The 25316-nt window shown below is 28.8% G+C and carries 28 protein-coding genes; 20 read left to right on the top strand and 8 right to left on the bottom strand.

Features of this window, described 5'->3' with window-relative positions; translation table 11 throughout:
- Positions 1-8: 8 nt before the first annotated feature.
- Together purC and CAMP5121_RS02190 are read right to left on the bottom strand one after the other, a co-directional pair.
- Positions 9-722, bottom strand: coding sequence for a phosphoribosylaminoimidazolesuccinocarboxamide synthase (purC, locus tag CAMP5121_RS02185; RefSeq protein WP_263663357.1), 714 nt, complete (start codon positions 720-722; stop codon positions 9-11).
- A gap of 1 nt (position 723) precedes the next feature.
- Positions 724-2040, bottom strand: coding sequence for a S41 family peptidase (locus CAMP5121_RS02190; RefSeq protein WP_318529506.1), 1317 nt, complete (start codon positions 2038-2040; stop codon positions 724-726).
- 207 nt (positions 2041-2247) lie between these two features.
- Between CAMP5121_RS02190 and CAMP5121_RS02195 the strand changes: the two genes are divergently transcribed.
- The 5 genes from CAMP5121_RS02195 (at position 2248) to CAMP5121_RS02215 (ending at position 9076) form a co-directional block, all read left to right on the top strand.
- The gene (locus tag CAMP5121_RS02195; RefSeq protein WP_337214672.1) at positions 2248-4821 is read left to right on the top strand and encodes an ATP-dependent Clp protease ATP-binding subunit; all 2574 of its coding nucleotides are present in this window, start codon (positions 2248-2250) and stop codon (positions 4819-4821) included.
- A gap of 159 nt (positions 4822-4980) precedes the next feature.
- Positions 4981-6120, top strand: coding sequence for a hydrogenase small subunit (locus CAMP5121_RS02200; protein ID WP_258107370.1), 1140 nt, complete (start codon positions 4981-4983; stop codon positions 6118-6120).
- 2 nt (positions 6121-6122) lie between these two features.
- On the top strand, positions 6123-7838 hold the full coding sequence (locus CAMP5121_RS02205) for a nickel-dependent hydrogenase large subunit (protein WP_257404504.1): 1716 nt from the start codon (positions 6123-6125) through the stop codon (positions 7836-7838).
- A gap of 15 nt (positions 7839-7853) precedes the next feature.
- Positions 7854-8546, top strand: a complete 693-nt coding sequence (cybH, locus tag CAMP5121_RS02210; RefSeq protein WP_263663354.1) for a Ni/Fe-hydrogenase, b-type cytochrome subunit — start codon at positions 7854-7856, stop codon at positions 8544-8546.
- The gene (locus tag CAMP5121_RS02215; protein ID WP_263663353.1) at positions 8543-9076 is read left to right on the top strand and encodes a HyaD/HybD family hydrogenase maturation endopeptidase; all 534 of its coding nucleotides are present in this window, start codon (positions 8543-8545) and stop codon (positions 9074-9076) included. The genes cybH and CAMP5121_RS02215 overlap by 4 nt, the downstream gene beginning before the upstream one ends.
- A gap of 20 nt (positions 9077-9096) precedes the next feature.
- Here the strand turns inward: CAMP5121_RS02215 and CAMP5121_RS02220 are convergent, their stop codons facing one another.
- Positions 9097-9519, bottom strand: coding sequence for a PepSY-like domain-containing protein (locus tag CAMP5121_RS02220; RefSeq protein WP_263702584.1), 423 nt, complete (start codon positions 9517-9519; stop codon positions 9097-9099).
- A gap of 133 nt (positions 9520-9652) precedes the next feature.
- Here CAMP5121_RS02220 and gltX point away from each other — a divergent pair, with 133 nt between their 5' ends.
- Genes gltX through CAMP5121_RS02235 form a run of 3 tightly spaced genes read left to right on the top strand, consistent with a single transcriptional unit; the run spans position 9653 to position 12875 of the window.
- Positions 9653-10948 (top strand): glutamate--tRNA ligase, encoded by a 1296-nt coding sequence (gene gltX, locus CAMP5121_RS02225; protein ID WP_337214673.1) that lies wholly within the window; start codon positions 9653-9655, stop codon positions 10946-10948.
- A 1-nt stretch (position 10949) separates the two neighbouring features.
- Positions 10950-11237 carry a YggT family protein gene (locus CAMP5121_RS02230; protein WP_240385300.1) on the top strand — a complete coding sequence of 96 codons (288 nt, stop codon included), beginning with the start codon at positions 10950-10952 and terminating at the stop codon, positions 11235-11237.
- Positions 11238-12875, top strand: a complete 1638-nt coding sequence (locus CAMP5121_RS02235; protein ID WP_337214674.1) for a lytic transglycosylase domain-containing protein — start codon at positions 11238-11240, stop codon at positions 12873-12875.
- Here CAMP5121_RS02235 and CAMP5121_RS02240 read toward each other — a convergent pair.
- Positions 12763-13257, bottom strand: coding sequence for a hypothetical protein (locus tag CAMP5121_RS02240; RefSeq protein WP_337214675.1), 495 nt, complete (start codon positions 13255-13257; stop codon positions 12763-12765). The two genes, CAMP5121_RS02235 and CAMP5121_RS02240, sit on opposite strands and share 113 nt — an antisense overlap.
- Before the next feature lie 86 nt (positions 13258-13343).
- On the opposite strand from CAMP5121_RS02240, the gene mobB reads away from it, so the two are divergent.
- The 6 genes from mobB to CAMP5121_RS02270 all read left to right on the top strand — a co-directional run bounded on the left by mobB (position 13344) and on the right by CAMP5121_RS02270 (position 18523).
- Entirely contained in the window at positions 13344-13823 is a 480-nt protein-coding gene (gene mobB, locus CAMP5121_RS02245; protein WP_263727905.1) for a molybdopterin-guanine dinucleotide biosynthesis protein B, read from the top strand.
- Between the two features lie 9 nt (positions 13824-13832).
- Complete coding sequence (locus CAMP5121_RS02250; protein WP_337214676.1) at positions 13833-14681, top strand: class 1 fructose-bisphosphatase; 849 nt, start codon at positions 13833-13835, stop codon at positions 14679-14681.
- A complete protein-coding gene (locus CAMP5121_RS02255) occupies positions 14681-14875 on the top strand; it encodes a hypothetical protein (protein WP_263663348.1) in 195 nt (64 codons plus the stop codon). Before CAMP5121_RS02250 ends, CAMP5121_RS02255 begins: the two co-directional genes overlap by 1 nt.
- 13 nt (positions 14876-14888) lie before the next feature.
- Positions 14889-16775: a methionine--tRNA ligase gene (metG, locus tag CAMP5121_RS02260; protein WP_337214677.1), complete on the top strand. Its 1887-nt coding sequence runs from the start codon at positions 14889-14891 to the stop codon at positions 16773-16775.
- Positions 16776-17717, top strand: coding sequence for a hypothetical protein (locus CAMP5121_RS02265; RefSeq protein ID WP_263708363.1), 942 nt, complete (start codon positions 16776-16778; stop codon positions 17715-17717). It abuts the gene before it with no gap.
- Between the two features lie 62 nt (positions 17718-17779).
- Positions 17780-18523 carry a substrate-binding domain-containing protein gene (locus CAMP5121_RS02270; RefSeq protein ID WP_263736842.1) on the top strand — a complete coding sequence of 248 codons (744 nt, stop codon included), beginning with the start codon at positions 17780-17782 and terminating at the stop codon, positions 18521-18523.
- Between the two features lie 43 nt (positions 18524-18566).
- Here CAMP5121_RS02270 and CAMP5121_RS02275 read toward each other — a convergent pair whose 3' ends face one another.
- A complete protein-coding gene (locus CAMP5121_RS02275; protein WP_263736841.1) occupies positions 18567-19139 on the bottom strand; it encodes a YceI family protein in 573 nt (190 codons plus the stop codon).
- A gap of 62 nt (positions 19140-19201) precedes the next feature.
- On the bottom strand, positions 19202-19867 hold the full coding sequence (queC, locus tag CAMP5121_RS02280) for a 7-cyano-7-deazaguanine synthase QueC (RefSeq protein WP_337214678.1): 666 nt from the start codon (positions 19865-19867) through the stop codon (positions 19202-19204).
- 52 nt (positions 19868-19919) lie between these two features.
- Here queC and ybeY point away from each other — a divergent pair, with 52 nt between their 5' ends.
- Entirely contained in the window at positions 19920-20333 is a 414-nt protein-coding gene (gene ybeY, locus CAMP5121_RS02285; protein WP_337214679.1) for an rRNA maturation RNase YbeY, read from the top strand.
- Positions 20334-21302 carry a DUF3298 and DUF4163 domain-containing protein gene (locus tag CAMP5121_RS02290; protein WP_337214680.1) on the top strand — a complete coding sequence of 323 codons (969 nt, stop codon included), beginning with the start codon at positions 20334-20336 and terminating at the stop codon, positions 21300-21302.
- A gap of 4 nt (positions 21303-21306) precedes the next feature.
- Here the strand turns inward: CAMP5121_RS02290 and CAMP5121_RS02295 are convergent, their stop codons facing one another.
- Entirely contained in the window at positions 21307-21717 is a 411-nt protein-coding gene (locus CAMP5121_RS02295; protein ID WP_263663340.1) for a PepSY-like domain-containing protein, read from the bottom strand.
- 114 nt (positions 21718-21831) lie between these two features.
- Between CAMP5121_RS02295 and CAMP5121_RS02300 the strand changes: the two genes are divergently transcribed.
- Positions 21832-22362, top strand: a complete 531-nt coding sequence (locus CAMP5121_RS02300) for a rhomboid family intramembrane serine protease (protein WP_337214681.1) — start codon at positions 21832-21834, stop codon at positions 22360-22362.
- On the top strand, positions 22359-22850 hold the full coding sequence (locus CAMP5121_RS02305) for a SixA phosphatase family protein (RefSeq protein ID WP_214098671.1): 492 nt from the start codon (positions 22359-22361) through the stop codon (positions 22848-22850). Before CAMP5121_RS02300 ends, CAMP5121_RS02305 begins: the two co-directional genes overlap by 4 nt.
- A 421-nt stretch (positions 22851-23271) precedes the next feature.
- Here CAMP5121_RS02305 and CAMP5121_RS02310 read toward each other — a convergent pair whose 3' ends face one another.
- Positions 23272-23469, bottom strand: a complete 198-nt coding sequence (locus tag CAMP5121_RS02310; RefSeq protein ID WP_337214682.1) for a molybdenum cofactor biosynthesis protein — start codon at positions 23467-23469, stop codon at positions 23272-23274.
- Between the two features lie 93 nt (positions 23470-23562).
- Here CAMP5121_RS02310 and CAMP5121_RS02315 point away from each other — a divergent pair, with 93 nt between their 5' ends.
- Entirely contained in the window at positions 23563-24246 is a 684-nt protein-coding gene (locus tag CAMP5121_RS02315; protein ID WP_337214683.1) for an aspartate/glutamate racemase family protein, read from the top strand.
- Complete coding sequence (locus CAMP5121_RS02320; RefSeq protein ID WP_337214684.1) at positions 24246-25313, top strand: tyrosine-type recombinase/integrase; 1068 nt, start codon at positions 24246-24248, stop codon at positions 25311-25313. Before CAMP5121_RS02315 ends, CAMP5121_RS02320 begins: the two co-directional genes overlap by 1 nt.
- The last annotated feature ends 3 nt before the right edge of the window (positions 25314-25316 follow it).

The following is a 25316-nucleotide window of genomic DNA, read 5'->3' on the forward strand; positions in this document are numbered from 1 at the left end:
TATTTTTCCTAACTTAAAATTCTTTTTAATACTTCTTCATAGGCCATTTTTACATTACCTAGATCTTGTCTGAAGCGGTCTTTGTCTAATTTTTCATTAGTTTTGCTATCCCAAAATCTACAACTATCAGGGCTAATTTCATCAGCTAGTATCATATTTCCTTCACCATCAATACCAAATTCTAATTTAAAATCAATCAATCTTAAACCTTTAGATTCAAAGAATTTAACCAAGATAGAATTGATTTGTCTTGCAATGTTTTTTATTAATTCTAAATCTTTTTCACTTTTTACTAAATTTAAAATCAAACAATGCTCATCATTGATAATAGGATCGCCTAAATCATCATTTTTATAACAAAACTCAACTACAGCAAAAGGTAAAATCGTACCCTCTTTAATGCCCAATCTTTTTGTTAAAGATCCTGTGGCTACATTTCTAGTAATAACTTCAATAGGTATAATATTGCATTTTTTTACAATTTGTTCTTTATCGCTGATAGTTTCTACTAGGTGTGTTTTAATACCTTCTTTTTCTAAAAGATGAAAAATTTCAGTACTAATTTTACAATTTAACGCACCTTTTCCCGCTTCATTACCTCTTTTTTCTGCATTAAAAGCAGTTAAATCATCTTTAAATTCCGTGATGAGTAAATTCTCATCATCAGTTTTAAACATTTTTTTACCTTTTCCCTCGTATAAAAGATCTAGTTTTGTTGCCATTTTACTCTCCTTTTGTGATGTTTAAAATTTTGATTGCATCTATTGCAGTTTTTAATTGTATATCATTATCAATTTGTTCTTTGGTGATGATATTTTTATCTTCTTTATTATCTTTTTTCTTTTCTTGATGTCCGATTTTATCAAGTTCAGCTTGTAAGTGTTTTTTTAGATCGCTTTCTTTGATTTCAAAGCCATGATTTTCTTCTTTACTTACTTTTCCTGGGAATACTTCTATATCAGGACTAACCCCGACAGCTTGTATGGTTCTACCACTTGGTAAATAATATTTTGCTATAGTAAGTCTTAAACCTTCTTTGCCTTTTTCATCCATAGGTAATATAAGCTGTACACTACCTTTTCCAAAGGTTTTTTCTCCTATGATAATAGCGCGTTTGAAATCTTGTAAAGCCCCACTTACAATCTCACTTGCACTAGCGCTACCACCATTTACAAGCACTACTAAAGGTGCGTTGGTGATTTTTTTACTAGGATTTGCTTTAAATTCTACATTCTCATTTTCTATTTTTCCTTTTTGTGAGACAATGACTCCTTTATCTACAAAAAGATTTACTAAGCCTACGGCTTGATTTAAAATACCACCCGGGTTAGTTCTAAGATCTAGTATAATTCCTTTTACATTAGGATGTTTTTTGATAGCTTTACTAGCTTCATCTACGACATTTTTATCAAAATTAGTCACTCTTAAATAAAGCAAGTTTTCATTTTCGATTAATTTTGTATAAACGCTATCTACTTTTATAATATCTCTTTTTAAATTGACATCAAATGGTTTTGCATCGCCTTTTCTATAGATAGTTAGAGTGACCTTTGTCTTAGGTTCTCCGCGCATTTTAGAAACAGCTTCATTTAAAGTCATACCTAAAGTTGATTCGTTATTAATTCTTAAGATAATATCATCAGTTTTAATACCTGCTTTATCTGCTGGACTTCCTTCTATAGGAGCTACAACGCTAATTGCTCCATCTTTTTGCGTAATAGTAAAGCCAAGTCCACCAAATTCTCCATTAGTTTGCTCTTTAAGTTCTTTATAACCTTTTTCATCTAAGAAAGAAGAATGAGCATCTAAATTTGTTAGTAAGCCTGCTATGGATTTATCAACCAAATCTGTATAATTAACATCATCAACATAGTATTGTTCTATAATGGACATGGTTCTTGTGAGTTTAGATAAAGCTTCTATTTTCTTTTCTGCTTCACTAGGAGCGGGGTTTTTAGCTTGTAAATTAGTAAAAATAAAAGAAGCAGTTACTAAACTGCAAATGCTAGCTGCGATAATAAGATTTCTTTTTGTCTTCAAAGGAAAAACTCCAAAATAAATATGAATTCATAAAATAATTATCTAATTTTAGTTATTTTTGCTTAAAAAATCGTAAATAAAGTAAATATTTTTATTATATTAGTGCGTTTATATAAAAAATTATTTATAAATATAACTAAATAAACTTGACAATAATAGACTAAAGTTATATAATACATCTCATATAAAAGTAAAAAAGGAGCAAAAATGGCAAATATACAAGATTTTTTAACAGATTCTATGCTTTCAAATATAGAAAGTGCGATTTCTTTGGCCATTCATTCTAAGAATAGTGAAATAAAACCTTTGCATTTATTATGGGCTTTAAGTATTGATAGTTCAAGTTTGCTAAATCAAGTTTTTAATAAATTAAATGTTTCTAAAGAGGCATTTGAGCTAGAAGTAAAAAGTAAAATTTCATCTTTTCCTACTAGCTCAAATGTAAATAAAGATAATATTAAATTTTCAAATGAATTTATTAATTCTTTAGAAAAAGCAAAAGGCTTTGCTTTAGAAAACAAAGATAGCTATTTGGCTGTGGATATGTGGCTTGTCTCAGAAAGTACGAGTGGGGTTATTAAAGAACTTTTATCTAAATTTGTAGATTTAAATGAATTTAAAAAAGAATTAGAATTTATTAGAGCTGGAGCTAAAATAGAAACCAAAACAAGCGATGAAACGCTTGATTCTTTGTCTAAATTTGGTATTGATTTGACTATGAAAGCTAAAAACAATGAACTTGATCCTGTCATAGGCAGAGAAGAAGAAATTCAAAGATTAATGCAAATTTTAATCAGAAAAACTAAAAATAATCCTATTTTATTAGGTGAGCCAGGGGTAGGAAAAACTGCTGTAGTAGAAGCTTTAGCACAAAGAATAGTAAAAAAAGATGTTCCTACTTCATTGCAAAATAAAAAAGTCATAGCCTTGGATATGAGTGCTTTAATAGCAGGAGCAAAATACAGAGGTGAATTTGAAGATAGATTAAAAGCTGTTGTAAATGAAGTAATAAAACACAAAAATATAATTTTATTTATAGATGAAATTCACACCATTGTAGGTGCAGGTGCAAATGAAGGAAGTATGGATGCAGCAAATATTTTAAAACCTGCTTTAGCAAGAGGTGAGCTTCATACTATAGGCGCTACAACCTTAAAAGAATATAGAAAATATTTTGAAAAAGATGCGGCTTTGCAAAGAAGATTTCAACCTGTAAATGTAGCTGAACCTAGCGTGAATGAAGCTTTAGCAATGCTAAGAGGTATAAAAGAAAAATTAGAAATTCATCATAATGTAACTATTAATGATAGTGCACTGGTAGCAGCTGCAAAACTATCTAAGCGTTATATAGCTAATAGATTTTTACCTGATAAGGCGATTGATTTAATTGATGAGGCCGCAGCAGAATTAAAAATGCAAATAGAAAGTGAGCCAAATTCTTTAAGAAAGGTTAGAAAACAAATTGAAAGCTTAGAAGTAGAAAATGAAGCTTTAAAAATGGAAGAAAATGAAATTAATGAAAAAAGATTAGAAGAGATTAAAAAAGAATTAGCAAATTTAAAAGAAGAGCAAATTAAACTTAATGCTAAATTTGAAAATGAAAAAGCAGTATTTAATGGTATAAGTGCAAAGAAAAAAGAAATCGATACTTTAAAAAATGAAGCTATTTTAGCTAAAAATAAAGGAGATTTCCAAAAAGCTGCTGAAATAGAATATGGCAAAATTTTAGAGTGCGAAAAAGAGGTATTAAATTTAGAAGAAAAATGGAAACAAATGACCCAAGAAGGAGTTTTGCTTAAAAACCAAGTAGATGAGGATTTAGTAGCTGGTATTTTAAGTAAATGGACAGGTATTAGCGTGCAAAAAATGCTTACTTCTGAAAAGCAAAAATATTTACACATTCAAGAGTATTTACAAGAAAGCGTCGTAGGACAAGATGAGGCTTTGAGTGCTTTGGCTAAAGCTATTAAGCGTAATAAAGCAGGGCTAAATCAAGCAACTAAGCCTATAGGAAGCTTTTTATTTTTAGGGCCAACTGGGGTAGGTAAAACAGAAAGTGCTAAAGCTTTGGCTAAATTTTTATTTGATGATGAAAAAGCTATGGTGCGTTTTGATATGAGTGAATTTATGGAAAAACACAGCATATCAAGACTTTTAGGTGCACCTCCAGGATATATAGGGCATGAAGAAGGCGGGGAGTTAACTGAAGCTGTTAGAAGAAAGCCTTATAGCGTGATTTTATTTGATGAAGTAGAAAAAGCCCATAAAGATGTATTTAATATACTTTTGGGAATTTTAGATGATGGTAGGGCTACAGATAGTAAAGGCGTAACGGTGGATTTTACTAATACTATCATTATCTTAACTTCTAACATAGGTGCAAATTTTATTATGGAGTTAAAGGGCGAAGAAAGAGAAAAAGCTATCAAAGAAGCTCTTAGAAGCTTTTTTAGACCTGAGTTTTTAAATCGTTTAGATGATATTATTACTTTTAATCCTTTGGGAGAAAGTGAGGCTGAAAAAATAGTTAAATTGCTTTTTAATACCTTGCAAAAAAGTCTTGAAAATAGAGGTATCAAGGCAAGTTTGAGTGATAATGCTGCTAGGTTAATAGCAAAGGTTGGTTTTGATGTAGATTTTGGCGCAAGACCATTAAAAAGAGCCTTATATGACATGGTAGAAGATAAATTAAGTGATATGATATTATCGGATGAATTAAATGAAAATGATGAGATTATTATAGATTCTAAAGATGACGAGATTGTCATTATTAAACAATAAGCAAGTGCAATACTTGCTTATTTTAGAGTAAAATTATCCTATTAACATTAAATTGTAAATACTTCGTATATTTGTTTAAAAAAATATTATTTTTTATCTATTCTTAACAATAAATGTTTTAAAATCTTTAATGATATTTCTATATTTAAGGAACAACAAATGAGTGATTTAGATATTTTTAATCGCCGTTTAGACGCATTAGAAAAACTTCCTCTTTTGAAAAATGAGATTTCTATCTCTAAAGCCTTAGAACAATCAGGTTTTTCAAGAAGAGATTTTATGAAATGGGCTAGTGCAATGACTGCATTTTTAGCACTACCTGCTAGCTTTACTCCAGTAGTTGCAAGAGCTGCTGAGCTTAGTGATAGACTTCCAGTGATTTGGCTTCATATGGCTGAATGTACAGGATGTTCTGAGAGTTTATTAAGAAGTGATGCTCCTACTATTGATAGTTTAATTTTTGATCATATTTCTTTAGAATATCATGAAACTATAATGGGTGCAGCAGGTTGGCAAGCTGAGCATAATCTTGAAGCTGCTATGGAAAAATACAAAGGTAGATATATCCTAATGGTAGAAGGTGGTATACCAACAGGCGCTACAGAAAACTTTTTAACTATAGGACCACACGGTAAAACAGGCAAGCAAATAGCAGTTCAAGCTTGTGATAATGCTTTGGCTATTTTTGCTATAGGCACCTGTTCAGCTTTTGGTGGTATTCAAGCTGCTAGACCTAATCCAAGCAATGCTGTGAGTTTAAGTAAAGTTACAAATAAAACAGTTATTAACGTTCCAGGTTGTCCTCCAAGCGAGAAAAACATTATAGGTAATGTGATTCATTATATATTGTATCAAACATTGCCAGCGCTTGATGCTTATAATAGACCAAAATGGGCTTATGGATTAAGAATTCATGATCTTTGCGAAAGAAGAGGACGCTTTGATGCGGGTGAATTTGTGCAACAATTTGGTGATGAAGGGGCAAAAAAGGGATATTGTCTTTACAAGGTAGGTTGTAAAGGACCTTATACTTTTAATAATTGCTCAAGAGAAAGATTTAATCAACATACTTCATGGCCAATCCAAGCTGGACATGGTTGTATAGGTTGTTCTGAACCAGATTTTTGGGATACTATGGGGCCTTTTGAAGAAGTGATGGCAGGAAGGTTATTTGATACTGTTTATGGTTTGGGTGCTGATAGTATTTCAGATAAAATTGGTATAGGTGTGCTTTGTGTAACAGGTGTTGCTGTTGCTGCGCACGCTGTAATTGCTTCATTAGAAAAGAATAAGGATTAAGAATGTCAAAAAGAATTATTATAGATCCACTTACTAGAATAGAAGGACACTTAAGAGTTGAAGTGGTGGTTGATGAAAATAATGTCATTAAAGAAGCATATTCAGGATCAACTCTATGGAGAGGTTTGGAAACTATTGTAAAAGGTCGTGATCCAAGAGATGCAGGCTTTTTAACTCAAAGAATTTGCGGTGTTTGTACTTTTTCACACTATAGAGCAGGGATTATTGCGGTAGAAAATGCTTTAGGTATTACCCCGCCATTAAATGCTGTTTTAACCAGAACTTTAATGAATGCAGCTTTATACATGCATGATCATGTGGTGCATTTTTATCAACTTCATGGGCTTGATTTTGTTGATGTTGTAAGTGCTTTAAGTGCTGATGTAAAAAAAGCAAGTGATGAAGCATTTAAATATACCGATATGCCTTATGCAACAGGTGCAGATAAACTTTTAGAAGTACAGCAAAGACTAAAAACCTTTGTAGATAAAGGAAATCTTGGACCATTTGCAAATGCTTATTATGGACACGCAACTTATCGCTTTACTCCTGAGCAAAACCTTATTGCGCTTTCACATTATTTAGAATGTTTAAGAATTCAAAGAACAATAGCTCAAGCTATGGCGATTTTTGGTGCTAAAAATCCTCATCCACAAAGCTTAACAGTAGGTGGTGTGACTTGTGTTATGGATCTTTTAAACCCATCAAGAATGGCTGAATATATGACTAAATTCCAAGAAGTAGCTGATTTTATTAATCGTGCTTATTATCCAGATATCATAATGGCTGCAAAAGCTTATTCTAAAGAAGCAAGTGTGTTAAATGATGTAGGGGTAAATAATTTCTACACTGAAAAAGAATTCCAAGTTTCTAGCGATGAGTGGCTGTTTGAAGGTGGTATTATTAGAAATGGTGATTTGAGTAAGGTTGAAGAAGTAGATGAAGCTAAAATCACTGAAGAAGCTACAAGATCATGGTATGCAGACAATGAAGCTTTACATCCTTATGATGGCAAAACTAATCCAAACTATACAGGCTTAATTGATGGTGAAAGCATTGATGATAAAGGTAATATGGTTCATAGTAAGGTATTTGATACTAAAGGTAAATACAGCTGGATTAAAGCTCCAAGATATGAAAATTTACCTATGCAAGTTGGACCATTAGCAAATATTTTAGTAAATTATGCTAAGGGTAATAAAATCGTAGTAGAAGCGGTTGATTCATTCTTAAAAACCACAAATTTACCACTTAAAGCACTTATGAGTACTTTAGGAAGAACAGGTGCTAGAGCGATTGAAGCTAAAATCATTGCTGATCATGGTTTAAAAGCATTTAATTCTTTAGTCGAAAATTTAAAAACAGATGAAAGTACTTGTGCTACTTATGTAATCGATAAAAATAAAGAATACAAAGGTAGATTTATGGGAAGTGCGCCTCGTGGTGCGTTGAGTCATTGGTGCAGAATTAAAAATGGTGTAATTGAAAATTGGCAAGCAGTAGTACCTTCTACTTGGAATGCAAGTCCAAAAGACGCAAATGGAGTAGGCGGTAGCTATGAGCAATGTCTTATCGGTATGAAACTAGCTGATGTTAAACAACCTTTAGAAGTAATAAGAGCTATTCACTCTTATGATCCTTGTATAGCATGTGCTGTGCATGTAATGGATACTAAAGGCAATAATCTTAGCGAGTATAAAGTTAATGTAAATTTATAAGGAAAGGACTTTAGTATGGATTCTAAACATTCCTTAAAATCAAACAGAAAGGCTGAATACGAATTCAGTATTGGCCTTCGTTTTACACATTGGTTAAGAGCAGTTGCGATCGTGATTTTAGTAGGGACTGGATATTATATTTCTTATGTGTTTCAATCTCCATCTATTTCATCTGAACCAACTTTATTTATGCAGGCAAAATACCGTATGGTACACCAAATTTTTGGATTTATCTTAATAGCTTGTGTGATTTTTAAAACATATTTGTTCTTTTTTGATTCAAAAAGTGATGGTGAGAGAAAAAGCATAAAAGATATTTTTAATGTAAAATTATGGATAGAGCAGATTAAATTTTACATTTTCTTAGGAAAGCACCCGCATTTGCAAGGTGTATATAATCCTTTGCAATTTGTAACTTATTTTTTCTTTTATCTTGTTATGTTTGGACTTATTTTAACAGGATTAATCCTTTATATGCATGTATATCATGAAGGCTTGGGTGGATTTTTATATAACATCTTAAGACCTATTGAAGTAATGTTAGGTGGATTAGCTGATGTTAGAACCTACCATAGAATTTTAATGTGGATTGTGTTGATTTTTGTTCCAGTGCATATTTATATGGCTGTGTTTAACTCAGTTAAAGGCAAAGATGGTGCTTTAGATGCTATCTTTAGTGGTTATAAATTTGTAAGAGAAAATCATTGAAACTTCTAATCTTAGGTATTGGTAATATTATGTTTGCAGATGAGGGCTTAGGCGTTCATCTTTGCAAACTTTTAGAAAAAAATTATAAGTTTTATCACGAAAAAGACTCAGTGAGCTTTGTAGATGGTGGAACTTTGGCTTTGCAACTTAGCTATATTATAGCTGAATATGATGAAATGGTTGTGATTGATTGTATTGCAGCAGATGATGCTAAGATCGGAGATATTTTTTTCTTTCCTTATGATGCAATGCCAAAAAAAGTTAATTGGAGTGGTAGTGCACATGAGGTTGAGATGCTTCAAACTTTACAATACATGGAGCTTATGGGAGATTTGCCTAAAACTCAAATTTTAGCCTGTGTGCCAAAGCGCATAGAACCATTGAGTTTTAAACTTTCAAAAGAAGTCTTGAGTGCTTTAGAAAAAATGGAGAAAATTTTACTTGATTTTTTAGAGAAAAAAGGCTTTACTTATGAGAGAGTTGCTAATTATAATATACAAGAGCTTGCTCTAAATTCTTATAAAAGCTAAGCAAAAGCTTAGCTTAATTTTTAATCATCAAATTTTTGTCCTAAGAAATTTCCATTTACATCAGTATAAATTTCCATCATATTATTAAGCTTAAATTTATAACCTTGAATTTCTTTTTCAACTTTAATTATACTTGCATTTGGGTGCATTTTTTTAATCGTTGCTAAAACATTTGGACTTAAAAAAGAAGTATCAATTGGTCTGTATTTTGCATCAATTTCTTTCCAATCTCCATTGATGAAAAACTCAAGTTCAGTTCCATTGTCCAAATAAACATCAAAACTATCAATATCTTGTTTAACTAAAGCTATGTTTGAGCCTGTAAAGTGTTTTTGTATAAAATTTTTAGAATTTGCTGGTAAAGCATTTATACCTACAACCATATCTCTTGCAAAAACACAACTTGCTAGAGCTAATGCCATTAAAGCTATTTTTAATTTCATTTTTTATCCTTTAAATTGAATTATTTGTGAAATCATATAAATATTGAGTGAATTTTGTGTGAACTTTGTTTTTTTAAAATAAATAGCAAGTATTTAATTGTATAATGATAAAAAAGTTTTAAAAGGATAAATAATGTATAGGTTTGCACCATCGCCTACTGGAGATATGCATATTGGAAATTTAAGAGCAGCTTTGTTTAATTATATTAAAGCAAGACAAGAAAATACAGATTTTATTTTGCGTATTGAAGATACGGATAATGCTAGAAATATTGCTGGAAAAGAAGAGGAAATAAAAGCTATTTTAAAAGAATTTGGTATAACTTGGCAGCATTATTATGTACAAAGTGAGAATTTGAAATTTCATCGTCAAATGGCTTTAAAGCTAGTAAGTGAAAAAAAAGCTTTTGCTTGTTTTTGTACTGAGGATGAATTAGCTCATAAAAAAGAATTAGCTAAATGCAAAAATCAAGCATATAGATATGATGGTACTTGTGAAAAATTAGCAGATATTGATGTGTTAAATTGTGAGAAACCTTTTGTAATCCGTCTTAAAAAACCTCAATCTCAAATGAAATTTACTGATTATATTAAAGGCGAGATTAGTTTTAATCCTGAAGATATTGATAGTTTTGTGATTATGAGAGCAGATAAAACCCCAACTTATAATTTTGCTTGTGCTGTTGATGATATGCTAGAAGGTGTTACTTGTATTATAAGGGGAGAAGATCATGTTTCAAATACTCCTAAGCAAGAGCATATTAGAGCAAGTTTGGGTTATGATAAAAGCATGACTTATGCGCATTTGCCTATCATTTTAAATGAAGAAGGTGTTAAAATGAGTAAAAGAGAGGCTCATTCTAGTGTAAAATGGATGCTTGATAATGGATATTTAGCAAGTGCTATTGCAAATTATTTAATCCTTTTAGGCAATAAAACTCCAAAAGAGATTTTTACTTTAGAAGAAGCTATAGAATGGTTTGATTTGAAAAAAGTTTCAAAATCTCCTGCTAGATTTGACACTAAGCGCTTGATGCAAATTAACCGTGAGCATATAAAAATGCTTGATAATGATAAATTAAATTCTTTGTTAAATTTAGGCAAAGATGTAGCAGAGCTTGCAAAATTTTATACTCAAGAAGCTAGCACGCTAAATGAGATAAAAGAAAAAATACAAGCTATTTTTGCAGTTAAAAATTATAATGAATTTGAAAATGAGTGTAAGTTGATTAAAGAGATTTTAAAAGATTTGGATTTACCTCAAGAATATGATGAGTTCAAAAAGATTTTAATGGAAAAAACAAATTTAAAAGGTAAAAATTTCTTTATGCCTTTGCGTTTAGTATTAACAGGGGCTACTCACGGACCTGAAATGAGTGAAATTTATACTTTAATCAAGCCTTTTATTAAAGAAATTATAAAGGAGTAAAATGGGAGTTGGAGCAAGTTTGATTGTGTCTTTGGTGCAAATTTTTTCTTTAGTGATTGAAATTTATGTATGGATTATAATTATTGCTGCTTTAATTTCTTGGGTAAGGCCTGATCCATATAATCCTATAGTACAAATTTTATATCGTTTAACTAATCCTGCTTATGCTTTTGTAAGAAGATTTATCCCTACTACTATAGGAAGTATTGATTTAGCACCTTTGATTATTATTTTAGGGCTTAAATTTATACAAATATTTTTATCAAATTTAATTTTAGGAAGTTTATAAGTGTTGAAAAAAAGTGTGGTATTACTTTTAGCTGGAGTAGTTTTTGCAAATAGTGCGATGTATTCTTATAAAGAATTAGAGCAAAGACCAAATTCTTTAGCTAAGGATTATTATTTATATCGTTTATTAGAAAAAAATGAATTTAAAAAAGAAGAAGTTGAGGGTTTAAAAGAACATATTTATCGTTATGCAGGGCGTATTAAAAATGCTATTGAAACGATCATTCCGCCTTTGGGATATAATAAAGAATATGAAGCTTGTTATAAATTTAATGCGCAAAATATCTTAGATACTAATGCTACTTGTCAGCTTATAAGATTAAATAGTTTAACTTTTATACAAGATCTTAATACTTCAACGCGTAATGAGATGAAAAAAATTATTTCACAAGATAATCCAAATTTAGTAAAGCTTTTAGAAGCTTTTAATGCTAAAGATCCTCTAAGTTATGCGGTTTTAAATTATGATAGTGCAAATTTTTATAAAATTTATGGCTTTTTAAAAGATAAAAAGGATTTTTTCTTAGAAAAAGATTTTGTTGATGAGTTAGCAAAAGAAAAAGAATTTACAAATTTTGTAAAAGAAATTATCATTAAGAAAAAAAGTCCATTGATAAGAAAATCTTTGGTTAATGTAGATGCAAATTTAACTTTTCAAGATAATGCTTTTTATCTGGGGGTGAATGCTATTTTAGAAAATGACGATAAAAAAGCACTGGAATTTTTCCAAGTAGCAAAAGATACTTTTAAAAGCAAGCCTTTAGTAGATAATGCAAATTTTTGGATTTATTTAATCACTCAAGATAAAAAGTATCTTGATGAGCTTGCTCAAAGTGATTCTTTAAATATTTATAGTCTTTATGCAAGAGAGTTAAAAGGCTTGCCTTTGCCTAAAATAGAAGAATTAAGTCCAAAAAAACAAAAAAATGACTTTGATATGAAAGATCCTTTTGCTTGGCAAAAACTTGCAAAAGAAATTGCAAAAGGTGCTCCTAATGAGCTAGAAAAGCTTGCAAAAGATTTTTATACTAAAGAAAATATCGCTATTTATGCTTATATTAAAGAAAGAGCTGAGGGTTTTAAAAAACATTATTTTATTATGCCTTATTTTGAGTATTTAAAAGATTATTCTACACAAAGAAAGGCTATGATTTTAGCTTTAGCTAGACAAGAAAGCCGTTTTATCCCAACAGCTATTTCAACCTCTTATGCTTTAGGTATTATGCAATTTATTCCATTTTTAGCTAATCATATAGGCAATAAAGAATTGCAAATTCCAAATTTTGACCAAGATATGCTTTTTGATCCAAAAACAGCCTATACTTTTGCAAATCATCATTTAGATTATTTAGAATCTAAGCTTAATTCTCCAGTATTTGTGGCTTATGCTTATAATGGAGGTATAGGATTTACTACTAGAATGCTCAAAAGAGAAGATATGTTTAGAGCAGGAAAGTACGAGCCATTTTTATCTATGGAGCTTGTTCCTTATGCAGAAAGTAGGGTGTATGCTAAAAAGGTTTTAGCTAATTATATTGTGTATTTGCATCTTCTGAACGATAATACACCGATTTCGAAATTTTTTGAAACTTTAACTCAAAACACTGATTCTCAAAACACAAATCAAGTTTTAAAATAGGTTTTTGTACCAACTCATCAAGGGTGATTTTGTAATAACTTGCATAATCACTTTTGATGATATATTTAAACAACTCATCATTTTGATCTAAGGCTTTTAAGTTAGTTTTTTCTCCATCTATGAGTATCGAAATTTGTTCTTGTTTGATATTGATATTTGGTAAAAAACTAAGCACAAAAACTTCTTTTTGGCTTTTTTCATCCAATACAGGATTTAGATAACTTAACAAAGCTACTACTCTATTATCTTTATAATTAAAATTGATTTTTTGTGCATACATAAGAGTTTGACTTTTTAAATCGATTTCACTTTGTTTTTGGGTTTTATTTGAGCATGCAGTAAAAATAAGTGTTAAAAAAATAATCATATAAATTTTTTTCATTTTTTATTCCTAATTTTTTTATAATTATAAGCTTTTAACTTTTAAAAAGATATAATTTTGTTTATTTTCTTTGATTTAAGGAAGTTATGAAAAGGTTAGCAATGGCTTTTAGTGGGCCTTCCAATTCAGGTAAAACAACTTTAATAACTCAAGTTGCTAAATATTTTATGGAACAAAATTATAAAGTATGTATTATAAAACATGATCCAAAAGATAAAGCAAGTTTTGATATAGCAAAAAAAGATAGTTTTAAATTTTTTCAAAGTGGTGCTGATGTAATGGTTTTAAGCCCTACAAGGACAACTTTATTTACACATTCTCCAAGTACTTTAGATGAAGCTATTTCCAAACTAGGGGAATTTGATTTTTTATTTATAGAGGGCTTAAAAACCTTAGATATGCCAAGAATTAGTGTTTTTTGCAAAGAAGTAGATGAGAGCTATTTTGCTTATTCTAAGGCTATTGCAAGCTATGATAAAATCGAAAATAAAAATTTAACTTGGCTTTATTTGGATGATTTAGAAAGTATTTGTGATTTTATATTAAAAAATTCAAAAAAAGTATAGGGGTAAAATATGCAAGAATTAATTAACGATATACAAAAAGCAGTGATTGAAATTTCAAAAGAACTTAGATATTTAAAAGATTTTGATTATACTACTTCTCAAAATGCCACTGGAGATAATCAATTAAAACTTGATGTAAAAAGCGATGAGATTATCACTAGAATTTTAAAGCAAAGCAAAGGTATAAAAAGCTTAATTAGTGAGGAAAAACAAGAGCAATTATTAATTAATGAAAATGAAAAATATGTTGTTGCTTATGATCCTTTAGATGGCTCATCTTTGGTAGATGTGAATTTTGCTATAGGTTCTATTTTTGCTATTTATGAGCAAAAGGCTAGTGCAAAAAATCTAAAATCGGCAGTTTATGCTATTTATGGTGTGCGTTTAGAGCTTATAGTATGCATAGATACTCCTAAGCTTTATAGGTTAAATGAAAATGATGAATTTATTTTTGTTAAGGATTTAAAATTAAACGAAAAAGGCAAATTAAATGCAAGTGGTGGGACACAAAAAAATTGGTCAAATACTCATAGAGCTTTTATAAAAGCTTTATTTGATGAAGGATATCGCTTAAGATATTCAGGTGCTATGGTGAGTGATTTACACCAAATTTTACTCAAAGGTGGAGGATTATTTTCATATCCTGCAACAAGTGATGCACCAAATGGAAAATTAAGAGCATATTTTGAGGTATTTCCTTTTGCTTTTATTTTTGAAAAAGCAGGAGGGCTTTCTACTAATGGAGAAAATAACTCTTTACTTGATTTAGAATTTGAAAAAATCCATGCAAGTACGCCATGCTTTTTGGGTTCAAAATATGAAATTGAAAAACTAAAACAAGCTTATAAAGGGCTTTAATGGCTGAAGTTAAAGATGAATTTGAACTAGCTTTAGAAGCTAAAAAAAATGAACTTCAAGCTTGTCAAAATGATAAAAACTTAAAATCTTGTTTACCTTGCTCTATGATTTTTGAATGCTCTTTAAGAAAAGAGTATATTGATGCAGTTTATAAGAGTATGTCTAAAGGTAAAGAAGGTGGATTTGATTTTTAATTAAAGGTTGAAAATGCGTTATATTACTACTCCGATATATTATGTAAATGATGTGGCTCATATTGGTCATGCTTACACTACGATTATAGCAGATACTTTGGCTAGATTTTATCGCTTGCAAGGAGAAAAAACATTCTTTTTAACAGGTACAGATGAACATGGTCAAAAGATAGAGCAAGCTGCTAGCGCTAGAAATTTTACCCCTAAAGAGTATGCAGATGAAATTAGTGCTAAATTTAAAAAACTTTGGGATGAGTTTGAGATTTCTTATGATTATTTCATCAGAACTACAGATGAAAATCACAAATTAAGTGTACAAAAAGCATTTAAAAAAATGTTTGATAAAGGTGATATTTATAAAGGAACTTATGAAGGCTTTTATTGTGTTTCTTGTGAGAGTTATTTTACCCAAACTCAGCTTGTAAATGAGTGTCATTGTCCAGATTGTGGTAAAAAAACACAGCTTTTAAAAGAAGAAAGTTATTTTTTCAAGCTTTCTAAATATCAAGATCAAATTCTTAAATGGTATAAAGAAAAAGAGCCGATTTTACCTAAAAATAAGGCCAATGAATTAATCCACTTTGTAGAAGGTGGTTTAAAAGATCTTTCTATTACAAGAACGAGTTTTGAATGGGGTATAAAGCTTCCAAAAGAACTAAATGATGAAAAACATGTGGTATATGTTTGGCTTGATGCTTTGATGAATTATGTGAGTGCTTTGGGTTATGGACTTGATGATAAAAATATGGATCTATGGCCTGCTCATATTCATTTTGTAGGTAAGGATATCTTGCGTTTTCATGCAGTGTATTGGCCTGCGTTTTTGATGAGCTTAGAACTCCCTTTGCCTAAATTTGTAGCAGCGCATGGCTGGTGGACCAAAGATGGTGAAAAAATGAGCAAATCTAAAGGCAATGTAGTAGCACCTAAAGAAGTAGCAGATACTTTTGGTTTAGAAGCTTTTAGATATTTTTTACTCAGAGAAGTTCCTTTTGGCAATGATGGGGATTTTTCACAAAAAGCATTAATCACGAGAATAAATGCAGAATTAAGCAATGAGCTTGGAAATTTATTAAATAGAATTATCGGTATGAGTGCTAAGTATTCTCAAAATATTATTGATTGCAAAGATGTGAATTTGTATTTTAATCAAGAATTAAATGAATGTAAAGAGTATTTAGATAATGCAATCAATGCTTTAGAAAATATCCAGCCAAATCGCTATTTAGAAGAGCTTTTTAAGGCTTTATCTTTAGCAAATTTAAGTATTAGTAAGTATGAGCCTTGGAATTTAATTAAAAATGATCAAATGCAAAAAGCTAATGCCTTAGTAGCTTTATGTGCTAATATTTTAACAAAAGTTACTATTTTACTTTCAGCTGCTATGCCAAAAACAGCTTTAAAAATCGCCAAAGCTTTAAATTTTGAAATTTCAAACGAAAACTATCAAAAACTAATTTTAAATAATCAATTATGCGATTTAAAATCAAGTGCATGTGAAGCTTTATTTCCAAAAGTTGAATTAACACAAGAAAACAAAAAAGAAGAAAAAGTAGAAGAGAAGCCAAGTTTAGCTCAAATTAAAATTGATGATTTTAAAAAAATTGAAATTAAAGTAGCACTAGTAAAAGATTGTCAAAATATAGAAGGCAGTGAAAAGCTTTTAAAATTTCAACTTGAACTTGAAAATGGCGAACTAAGACAAGTGCTTTCGGGTATTGCTAAATTTTATAAAGCTAGTGAGTTAATAGGTAAGCAAGTTTGTGTCATTACCAATCTAAAAAAAGCTAAAATTTTTGGCCATGAAAGCCAAGGTATGATTTTAAGTGCAGAAAAAAATGGTAAATTAGTTTTAATTAGCCCACAAAGCTTTATCGAAAATGGAGCCGTAATAGGCTAAATGAATATTTCTAATTTTATCGAGCTTGTTAATGCCCAAGTTTTAAACTATGGAGCAACTTCTAGTGTTTATGATTTTAGTATAGATTTAAACAAAGTCAAACAAGCAAGTGTATTTTTTGCTAAGAATAATGAACAAGCTAGTTTTGCTATAAAACTTGGAGCTTATGTTATAGTAAGCGAGGAGAAATTAAATCTTGAAGATAAAGATGTGTTTTATCTTCAAGTTGATGATCTTGAAGAAGCTATTTTTAGGCTTTTTAGATTTTTATGCGAAGAAAAATCTTATGAATTTATATGTTGTAATCATATAGAATTAAAATTTTCAAAAGCCTTTAATTTTAAAGCCTTAAATTCAAATATTTTATTAGATTTTGATCTTTTAAAAAATTCTAAAGAAAAAACTTTCTTTTGTTCTGATGATGAAAAATTTATTTTAAAATTAAAATCAAATTTTCATACATTAAAAGCTTGTAAATATGAAATTTTAGGCTCAAAATCTTTATTTCAAACGAGTTTGCTTTGTAAAAATTTGTATTTTAAAGATTTAAAATTTGCATTTTTTTATGCAGATATTTTTGCTAGTTTTATTGAATTTATAGAAAGTCAAAAATTACCCTTTAGTTTTAATGATAAAAAATTAGAACTTTTTAAAGCCTATTTTTTAAACTCAAAAAATGAAATTTGTGCTTTTGGAGGTAGCTCTAGGGTGATTTTACTCGTGGAAAATGATGAGGATTTTGACTTTATAGCACAAAAACTTCAAGACACTAAGGGTTTTAAAACCGCATTAAAAAATTCTTTATTTTGTGATTTTTCTTATACAAATTTAAAAGAATTAAAAAATTTTCTTGACTTTAGATATTGCTTGATAAAAGAAAACATAGAAGACTTTTTAGAATGTTTTTTTGTCTATGAAAAAAATATTAATTTATTTGATTAAAAAAATATATACTTTAAAAAGCTATATTTCTAATTTTATTTTATTAATTTAAAGGAAAAAATATGAAAAAATTTTTATTTTTAAGTTTATTTGCTGCAGCTGCATTGAATGCTGAAATTTTAGTTTATGGCCCAGGTGGTCCAGCTCCTGTTTTAAAAGAACTTGCTAAACAATTTGAAGCAAAAAGCGGAGAAAAAGTTATCGTTAATGCAGGGCCAACACCTAAATGGATCAAACAAGCTAAAATGGATGCTGATATCATTTATTCTGGTAACACATCTATGATGGATGGATTTGTTAAAGCTATGTCAAAACAAATCAAAATACAAGATGTTCAGGTTTTAAATGCTAGAGGATCAGGTATGATAGTAAGAGCTAATAACCCTAAAAAAATTAAAAAATTTGAAGACCTTTTAAAAGATGGTGTTAATGTTATGGTAGTTGATGGAGCAGGGCAGGTTGGCTTGTATGAAGATATGGCTTTAAAAACAGGAAAAATCGAAAACCTAGAAAAACTTAGAAAAAACATCAAAGTGTATGCTAAGAATTCAAAAGCAGCAGTTGATGAGTGGAAAAATAATCCAAATATCGATGCTTTAATTATTTGGACACATTGGATTAAAGCAGTTGGTGAGAAAGAAAATAAATTTATAAAAGCAGATAAAAGCTCAATTATTTATAGAGCTGCTGAAATAGTACCAACACAAAAAGGTTTAAAAAATCCAAAAGTAACTGAATTTATAGAATTTACACAAAGCAAAGAAGCGCAAAAAGTATGGGAAAAAGAAGGTTGGTTAGCTAAATAAATTAAGTTAAAGCATTTTACTTTAATGTAAAATGCTTTTTAAATTATTTTTCGTTAATTTCTGCTTCGATGCTAATTTGTACTTCATCGCTAAGTGTTAAGCTAGAGGTATCTGGAGCAAATTTAAAATCACTTCTTTTAATTTGTCCTTGTAAAGTAAATCCTGCCTTTTCTTTACCACTATCTGTTTTAATAACCCCACCAATTTCAGTATCTAAAACAATATCTTTACTTACACCAGCAATATTTAAAGAGCCATACATCTTACCTTTTTCATTAGAAATTTTTTCATATTTGCTCATAGTAAAAGTGATGTTTGGGTGAGTTTTTGCTTTGAAAAAATCATCTTGTTGTAAATGGGCATCTCTTGCTTTATTTTCAGTATTTATAGAAGCAACTTTTACATTTGCTTGAAGTTTATTAAATTCAAATTTAGTACTATCAAAATCAACCACTGCATCATAGTCTTTAAAATTTCCATTTACATTGCTAATTTGTAAATGCTTGATTTTAAAAGCTACATTTGTATGAGCTTTATCTAGAATAAATTCTTTACTTAAAGCATTGCTTGCTAAAATTGAAGCAGCTAAAAATGAACCAAGTAGTATTTTTTTCATTAATTCTCCTTTTTTAATTTGTAAAATCTATTATACAAACAAAAATAAAATGAAAGTAAATTTTAAATATACTCTATAAAATCTTTCATATGGGCTTCTTTAAAGCCTTTTAATCTTAATAAGCAACTATCACATCTGCCACAAGCTTTATCTTCTCTTTCATAGCAAGACCAAGTGTATTCTAAGGCTACCTTTTCTTTTAAGGCTAATTCAACTATTTGTCCTTTGCTTAGATGAACTAATGGGGTTTTAATTGTAATATTACAAGTTTTTGTTGTGCCTTCATTGATAAACTCACTTGCTTTTTGTATGAAATTTGCACTACAATCAGGATAACCACTACTATCTTCTTGCACTACTCCTATGAAAATACTTTCGCATTTTTCTTTTTCAGCTATGGCTCCTGCAATAGATAAAAAAATGCCATTTCTAAAAGGAACATAAGTATTTGGAACTTCTTTTTCGTGTAGCTTTTTTTTGGGAATTTCTAAATTTAAATCCGTTAAAGAATTACCACCAATATTTGCTATAAATGAAACATCTAAAATGTATTTTGTTTTTATATTAAGTTTTTCACAAATTCTATTAAAACATTCTCTTTCTTTAAGCATGGTGCGTTGATTGTAATCAAAATGCAAAGCAATGATTTCATATCCTTCTTTTTTGGCTAAATACGCACATAAAGTACTATCCATACCACCACTTATAATACAAAGAGCTTTTTTCATACTTTTCCTTAATTTTGATATAATTTGAAATTATAAAATCAAAAGGATAATAATGATTTTTTGCGAAGAAGAAATGGATATTTCTTTTCTTGAAAAAATTGCTCGAAAAATGAGTGATCAAAATATAGAACTTGTTTTGGTAGATGAAAAAACCATGCATGAAATTAATCTTAACCAAAGAGGAGTAGATAAAACTACAGATGTTTTGTCTTTTCCTTTAGTGCAAAATTGTGAAAATTTGCTTGGTAGTATTGTGATAAATTTAGATGAAGTAAGTAAAAAAGCAATGGAATATAAACACAGCAATGAAGAAGAGATGGCATTGCTTTTTATACATGCTATGCTTCATTTGCAAGGTTATGATCATGAGGTAGATCAAGGACAAATGAGACAAAAAGAACAAGAATGGATTGAGTATTTTAAACTACCAAAAAGTTTAATTATAAGAACACAAGAAGGGGATTGAATGATTAAAAAAATAATATTAAATTTAGGTTTATGTGCGAGTTTATATGCATATAATGAAAATACATTTACATTAAATATTTTAGAAGGAAAGGAATTTGATATTCACTTATATAGTTCCATTAAAAGTAACACTAGTTATGGTTTTGTCCAAACAAAACAAAAACAATATAGTTTTTGGGGTAGTGCTAAGAATGATGAATATTATATAGATATAGCAGATTTTGGAACTTGCGTTTTAAAAGATATGCATAAAAATAAATTTGATGCTTTATGTAAAATAGATGAAGTAAAAAAAGAATTTAGTTTTTTAGCCAGCAAGACAAATACGATGATTAATCAGCTATCACTTAAAGAACAAAAACAACTAGATGCTAATAAAACTATAGAATTTGACTTTAGTGAAGATATTTTAAAATCAACAAGTAAAAATGAAAAATTAAATAAAATTATTGATGATTTTAATGAGAATTTAGATAAAAATTCATTAAAACAAAAAGCAAAAGAAAGCTTTGAAAAATGGAGTAAAGAAAACATTTCTAGTAATGAGTTTTTTTCTCAAGCTTATATGTTTTACCAAGATGAGCATATTATCTCTTTAGGAAAAAATATTTATGAATATAAAGGTGGTGCTCATGGTATGACTAATTTTTTAAGAAAAACTTATAGTATTGATGATATGAAACTTATAAATATAAAAAATGAGTTAAAAATAGAAAGTGAAGATTTTCAGAATATGATTAAGCAAAAGATTTTAAGTTTATACAGTGAAAATGAATTATTTGATATTAAAGAACTTAAAATGAGTGAAATTTTCGAAGTAAGAAAAGATGGATTAAATTTTATATGGGAACCTTATGAGATAGCTCCATATTCAACAGGAGCAGTTGAAGTTTTTATAAGTTTTGATGAATTAAAACCTTTTTGGAAGAAAAATTCAAAATTTGCTTATTTGAGTAAAATCAAATAAGCATTTAATCATCAAATTTTTGTCTTAAAATTGTTCCATTATCGTCTATGTAAAGCTTCATTTGATTGTTTAGTTTGATTTTATAATAAGAAATTTTTCTTTCTATTTCTATGATTGCTGTATTAGGGTAGATATTTTTGATGGTATTTTGTATTGTTAAAGGTAAAATCGCATAATTTAACGAGCTAAAATTTTCAGCCTCTTTAAATTCTCCATTAAGCGAAAACTCAATCTCACTTCCATCACTTAAATAAATCTCATAAGAATAACCATCTTGTTCTACTAGGCCTATTTCTGCATTAAAATAATCTTTGATAAATTGTTTGATATTTACCGGTAAAGAATCAGGTGCTATAACTATACCTGCATTAAGGGTATTTAGAGTGATCAAAAAAGCAAAAGCTAGTTTTTTCATTTTTAACCTTATTTTATTTTTTGACGATATTGTATCTTATTAGTGTGAATTTTATGTGTAAGCTAGAATTTAAATAGCTTTTTGTTATAATTATTAAAAATACAAAGTAGGGTAATGATAGCTTCTTTTCTAATTGCTTTAAATATTGTGATATTTGTCTTTGTGAATTATCTTTATTTTGGATCCTTAAATTTAGATGCTATTTTGGGTTTAAATTTATTTTTCTTTCAAGGATTTTACTGGCAAATTCTAAGCTCAATGTTTATGCATGGAAATTGGCCTCATTTGATTTTAAATATGATAGTGCTTTTTCAATTTGGCTCTATGCTGGAAAAATACTTAAAAAGCTTTAAATTTGCTTTGCTTTATTTAATTGGCGGAATTCTTTGCTCTTTGCTTAGTGTTTTTTATGTGTATTTAAGTTTTGATGGTAGTTTTGTAAACGTAGTGGGCGCAAGTGGTGCCATATGTGTTTTAATGGGATATTATGCATATTTGGATAAAACCGCCACTAAAGGACTTATCGTAGCTATATTATTAATGAGTTTTATACCTATTTTTATGGGTGTAAATATAGCTTGGTATGCACATATTTTTGGCTTTATATGCGGATATGTTTTGGGTAAATTTAAGGTTATAAGATGAAATATATCTATTTTATCCGTCATGCTAAGGCTCAAAAAGAAAACTATGAACAAGATTTACAACGAGAGCTTAGTTCTAGTGGAAAAGATGATTTAAAAACTATGATTTATAGGATTAAAGATTTAGAATTTAAAGCTCAAAGCATTATTTCAAGTCCTGCTAGGCGTTGTATAAAAACAGCGCAAAAACTCTGCAAAAGCTTTTCTTTAAAAGAAAAAGATATCAAGATAGAAAAAAACTTTTATGATGGTAATTTAGAAGATGTATTAAATTTTATAAAAGAATTAAAAGAGAGTAGGGTAGTGCTAATTATGCATAATCCTTTATTGCAAGAACTTTGTGAATATTTAGCTCATATAGATTTAGAAAACTTTCCAACTTCTGCTATTTTATGTATGCAATTTGATATAAAAGAATTTAAAGATATAAAAGAACACAGCGGGGAAGTTGTGTTTTTTGATTATCCTAAAAGTCAAGAAAATAACTAATCTACATTTTTAAACTTCAATTTTATTTAAGTAAAAATACAAACTAAAATTTAGTTGAAATAAAAAATATACATCTTTAGTCTTTCATAGCTACATAAAATAACTTATAATATTTTTCAAAAAATTATACTTATTTTTTTATGGATAAGTTATTTTCACTCAAAAATTAAAATGCTTTAAAATACTATATTATATGTGTTTTAAAATACATTTTACTTATGAAAGAACAGATAAATATAAAAGTTTGAAAATTATAGTTTTCAATACAAAATATATATAATTTCAAGATTTTACTATTTATCATATAATTTTACATATATATTAAGTTTAAGTTAAAATATTTTTATAGACTAAAAAAGCTAAAATGATGAGTAAAAAGGAAAATAAATATAAAAGTTTAGCTTGTATGGAATTTTTGGTTTTATTTGTATTTTTGGATTAATCTTGAAAGTTGTCTTGCTAAAAGTTTGGCACTATTTTCATCTTTGCTAAGTTTTTTCATATTTTCTCTAAATTCATAAAGTCTTTTTTCTTGTGCAAAGTCATTTGAAGTATTATTTTGTTTTGATGTATTGCTTTGGTTTGCTTGCTTTTGCGCGGTTTTTTTCTTAAAAAACATATTATCACCCTATTTTGTTTTTATAATTATAGCTTGATATTTTTTAAGTAAGATTTTTTTATAATTTTTATATTAATTTTAAAGGAAAAAAGTTTGAAAACCATAGGTTTAATAGGTGGAATGAGTTATGAAAGCACACTTAGCTATTATGAAATAATCAATAAATTAACAAATGAAAAATTGGGAAAATTACACAGCGCTAAGATAGTTTTAACTAGCGTTGATTTTGAAGAAATAGAAGAATGTCAACGCAAGAATGATTGGCAAAAAGCAAGTGAAATTTTAACCCAACATGCCCTACTTTTGCAAAAATGCGGAGTTGATTTTATATTAATTTGTACTAATACTATGCATAAATGTTATGAAAATATACAAAAAAACATTCAAATTCCTATCTTACATATAGCTAAAGCTATGCTTTTAGAGCTTCAAGAGCAAAATATCAATAAAGTATTGTTGTTAGGGACAAAATACACTATGCAAGAAGATTTTTATCAACAACTTTTAATTAATTCAAAGATCGAAGTTTTTATTCCCAAAAATGATGATATTTTAAAGCTTAATGATATTATTTTTAATGAGCTTTGCAAAGGTATTATAAATAAAGACTCAAAAAAATATTTAGATGATTTGATTACTCAATTTCCGGAGGTTCAAGGAGTAATTTTGGGTTGTACTGAACTTGGTTTAATTGTAAAAGAAAACTCTAAAAAGCTATTTGATAGCGCATATATTCATGCAAAAATGGCTACTTTGAAAGCCTTGGAGAATGAGTGATGAAATATCCTCTAGATTGTGAAGAAAATTTTGAAAAGTCCTTTTTATTTTGGCTTTGTAGATATGTGAAATTTAAGCTTAATTCTTTATCAAATAAGGAATTAAAAGACCCTCAAGCTTTGGCTGTAGTAAATTTAGCCTTAAGCAAGGGTGTTAAAAATATACAAGAGCTTGATGCTTATGTAAAAAAAGCAAGAAATGCAGGACTTAGCGGCGTAAATACGTATTTTAATCCTTTGAAAAAACTTTATGAGTATTTGTTATTTTATAAGCTTTATTCACTAAAACAAATCGATGAAGAGCTTTTAGTCGAAATTTTAGCAAGTATTAGTGCTTCTTTATCTGATGCGAGTAAGAAAAATTATCGCATAGCTGTGATTAATTTTTTTGCATTTTTAGATAAACAAAATGAAGAAGATCAAAAAGCGCATATTTTTGATATTAATCTTAAAAATTGGGCAGGTATAAGTGGTTCTAAAGGAGTTAAACTGCCTGAATATATGAACGAAGATGAAGTGAGTAAATTTTTAGATGCTATTGATAATACAGATTTTAAAAGCAACACTATACGCAATCGTTTGATTATTAAAATCATCATTTTTACAGGAATTAGGGTTAGCGAGGCTATTAATATAAAATTAAAAGACATTAATGAAGAAAATGATCTTTATATCATACGTATTAGAGCTAAAGGCAATAAATACCGCGTTGTGATGATTAAAAAAGAGCTTATAGAACATCTTTTAAAAGATGTAAGGGTAAATTATCTTTCTTGTGATGGACTTTTATTTGTCAATCGCAATGGCAAAGCCTTAACCCAAGCTTATGTTTCGCGTATAGTAGAACAAATTTTATTTAAAGCAGGGATTCGCAAGCAAAAAAACGGAGCACATATGCTAAGACACACTTTTGCTACCCTACTTTATAAAAAACAAAAAGATTTAGTTTTAGTCCAAGAAGCACTAGGCCATGCAAGTTTAAATACTTCAAGAATTTACACACACTTTGACAATGAAAAGTTAAAATTGGCTGCAGAAGTAGCAAAAAAACTTCACGATAGAACTTAAATT

The organism is Campylobacter sp. 2352 PW, from assembly GCF_024723575.1.
Taxonomy (GTDB): domain Bacteria; phylum Campylobacterota; class Campylobacteria; order Campylobacterales; family Campylobacteraceae; genus Campylobacter_D.